Genomic DNA, 3,386 nt, shown 5'->3' with positions numbered 1-3,386 from the left:
AGTCCTGCTAAAGAAGATTTTATAAAGTTGCACCAAACAACTGGCTGGAATGCCAAAGGGTTGTATACATATGATCAATTATATACGGCAATTTGTAACAGCTGGTACTCCATTTCTATCTATCATAATAGAAAATTAATTGGATTTGGCCGGATAATATCAGATGGAATTTATCAAACTCTTATTTGCGATGTAATGGTTCATCCTGAATATCAAGGACAAGGTATGGGGAAAAAAATAATAGAAGCATTGCTAAAGAAATGTGAAGAGGAAGGTATTAAGTGGGTTCAATTATTTTGTGCAAAAGGTAAACAAGAATTTTATCATAAACTTGGTTTTATAAGCCGAGAATCGGAAGCACCAGGAATGTCGATATTTATATAAGCAAGTATGCAACTAACTATATGGGGGAGGAAGGCTGGATTTACCACTATTTTTGTAAGGGTATAGCTAATTAGACAATAATCTTGTTATAGTAAAAGCCGATTATCTAATCCTAGTGGAAAAGTAAACCGGCTTTTTTTCTGTATTTTGATTTTAAACACTGAAAATGGGAGCTCGAATCATACTTTAACAACAAATATTTTAATAATATGGTATTGTTACCAATTGATTGGTTTTTCAAAACCTCTCATTATGTTCATAAGCCTCAATTTATGTGTCACTTCCCAATTGAGGGATGATAATTTTAAAGTGAGTGCCCAATGATGTACTATCCACAACAACAATATCCCCACGGTGTTCAAAGATGATTTTTTTTACAAATGGAAGTCCCATTCCTGTTCCATCATCTTTGGACGATACAAAGGGATCAAAAATATGGTCCCAATCAGATTCGGGGATCCCTTTTCCCGTATCGAAAAAGTCAATCACAATATAATCTTCATTCATATTTGTAAGAATCGTTATCTTTCGTTCTTCTCTACCTGGGGGAGTCGCTTCTGAACTATTTTTAATTAGATTGATAAACACTTGCTGCAAATATGATTTATTCACAAAGGCCTTAAGAGATTTATAGGAGTCAATTAACTCAATTTCAATATTGTTTTGCTTGGTAAATTCACTAGACAGCTCAATCGAATCTCTAATGATAGAGACAATGTTCTCCGTCCTAAAGCTCATTTTAGAATGAATAATATATTCGTTAAAATTGAATGAGAGTTGTTCCAATTGATCCGTCGCTTTATAAATCATATCCAAGGCACCCTGCTGCATCTTAGTCAGTTCTTTATCTTCCATGATAAGCTTTGAGAAACCTCTGATAATGGTCGAAGTATTTTTCATCTCATGTATAAGACTTCCAACAAAGTTACCCGTAAAGTCTAACTTTTTTTGCCTTTCCCTTAGTTGGTAATAATTAAATTCAATAATGGCGTTCAATTTAATAAATTCAAACATAACCATAATTGAAAAAATAATTACTCCTAAACTTCCCATGATAATACCTGTTTCAGGATTAAAGTTAAATAACCCGAGTAGAAACAAAAGTAAAGTATACATGGAAAATTGTTTTAAGAAACTCCTAATGTTTGTGTTGCGAATTTTTGTGGAGATATAGAATAAAAAGAGCAAAAATATAATTAAACTAGCCATGTGAAAAACATAAAGCGCAGCCATTTCACCGTATATGGGAAAATAAAACTCAATATCAGATGTGGAAATACGTCTTGTTTCCAAGCCTTTCATTCCAAAATCTGTCCAACTAATGAAATAAACAAAAGAAGTCCATATGATTAAAGCAATCATCATTTTCTTAGTAAATATATAATTGACGACTCTATTTAAGATAGAGTCATTTTTTAAGGTAACCGAAAAACTTTTTATCGTACAATAGGCTACAAAAAAGGTAGCTGGTACGGAGTAGGTTGGAGCAAACCTTAAAATTCTAAATAACCAAAAAGCTGATTGTTCGTCTAGCAAAGCCGTGAAGTAAAGCACACCTATCCCTTGTTGCCAACCCGATATCATCACCATTAACAAGGTAATCCCTAGAGTTAAATTCGACTTTTTATAAATTTTATTAACACTAAACGCCAACACAATAGGGATCAGGCCAATAGCGCAAATCAATAATCCAACAATCATACCAGTTTACTCCTATTACTCTAAACTTAAAATTCATGCATAGTTTAATTTTACATTAGACAATTAGTACATAGCCATAAGCTAAAATTATAACATAAATAAAAACAAATCCTACCCATCAAATAAGTAGAATTTGTTTCTAACATGGAATGACATATAACGGTGGTAAACATTCAAATCATAGTGTCAAGGTAGGCTTTTAGCATTTTATATTTTTTATGATAGTGTAAAAACTTTCTTTGCTTTAGAATCGTCTAATGGATGGAAGGGAGCAGATTGCATTGGAAGAAAGTATCATTGAAGACCTGATCGTACATGACAGAGAGAAACTAATAGATCAATTAATGGATGAATATGGGCAATCATTATTGCATCTTACCTATTCATACGTAGGTAACAGAGAGGTTGCAGAAGACCTTACGCAAGAGATATTTGTGAAATGCTATCAAAAATTAGAACAATATCAAAAAAAATCTTCATTAAAATCGTGGATCTGGAGAATTGCCATCAACCATTGTAAGGACTATCTAAGGAGCTGGCATCATAAACATATTGTCGTTTCTGAGGAAAAACTGATGCATGCCCCAAGTCAGGAGACAGAAGTGGAAGACCAAGTTATACAGAGATATGAAGACGAAGAATTGGTGAAAACCGTATGGAGTTTGCCAGATACATACAAGGAAGTGATTTATTTATACTACTTCGAGGAACTTACGATTAAAGAAATTTCCTACCTGACAAATGTGAATCAGAATACGATTAAAACCAGGCTAAAGCGAGCAAAAGAAATCTTAAAAGAAAGCTTGGAGGTATAAACATGGAAGATCGGTTAAAAAACATAAAAAATACTATGAAAAGAACGGTTTTACAGGACCTAAATTTTACCGAGAAACATAAAGCCAGCATTAGACGGCAAATTAACCAGCTATCTGCCACTTCAGAAGAGGATGTATTACTAGCCATTTTTCAGTTACTCAAAGAAAAACGCACGGGTTTTGAATTGAGTAGGCTGTTACGAGCAAGAGGAATTAGAAAATTTGAAAACGAAGAGGGCTTCCTCTATATGTCCTTACATAAATTCGAGCATAAGGGTTACTTGAATACGTACTGGGAAGAACCGGAAGTTAAGTACTATCAGCTAAGTACCAAGGGGTTAAAATTATTAAAAACCTTTGAATACAAAGGTGATCGGAAAGCTTACTTGCTAAATGAAGTATTGGAGAGGTAATGAATATGAGTAAACTTAAGGAGCATTTCTTAGGGGAAGTATTACAACATATAAGATCAAAAGAAGCGAAAGA

The 3,386-nt window shown here is 33.4% G+C and carries 4 protein-coding genes; 3 read left to right on the top strand and 1 reads right to left on the bottom strand.

The window, feature by feature from the left end:
- A partial coding sequence (locus ACGLXV_RS15670) for a GNAT family N-acetyltransferase (RefSeq protein WP_391559415.1) occupies positions 1-384 on the top strand: 384 nt, incomplete at its 5' end.
- 270 nt (positions 385-654) lie between these two features.
- On the opposite strand, the gene ACGLXV_RS15665 is transcribed toward ACGLXV_RS15670, so the two are convergent.
- Positions 655-2,085: an ATP-binding protein gene (locus ACGLXV_RS15665; RefSeq protein WP_391559414.1), complete on the bottom strand. Its 1,431-nt coding sequence runs from the start codon at positions 2,083-2,085 to the stop codon at positions 655-657.
- Between the two features lie 281 nt (positions 2,086-2,366).
- Between ACGLXV_RS15665 and ACGLXV_RS15660 the strand changes: the two genes are divergently transcribed.
- On the top strand, positions 2,367-2,900 hold the full coding sequence (locus tag ACGLXV_RS15660) for a sigma-70 family RNA polymerase sigma factor (RefSeq protein WP_391559413.1): 534 nt from the start codon (positions 2,367-2,369) through the stop codon (positions 2,898-2,900).
- A 2-nt stretch (positions 2,901-2,902) separates the two neighbouring features.
- Positions 2,903-3,313 (top strand): PadR family transcriptional regulator, encoded by a 411-nt coding sequence (locus ACGLXV_RS15655; protein ID WP_391559412.1) that lies wholly within the window; start codon positions 2,903-2,905, stop codon positions 3,311-3,313.
- The last annotated feature ends 73 nt before the right edge of the window (positions 3,314-3,386 follow it).

This window comes from Robertmurraya sp., assembly GCF_036676585.1.
Lineage (GTDB): Bacteria > Bacillota > Bacilli > Bacillales > Cytobacillaceae > Robertmurraya_A.
This window is presented reverse-complemented; position numbering and strand designations above follow the sequence as displayed.

What these genes read in the sequence shown, in the direction of transcription:
- ACGLXV_RS15665 (WP_391559414.1), bottom strand. Translation starts at nt 2,085, where the DNA reads ATGATTGTTGGATTATTGATTTGCGCTATTGGCCTGATCCCTATTGTG.
- ACGLXV_RS15655 (WP_391559412.1), top strand. Translation starts at nt 2,903, where the DNA reads ATGGAAGATCGGTTAAAAAACATAAAAAATACTATGAAAAGAACGGTT.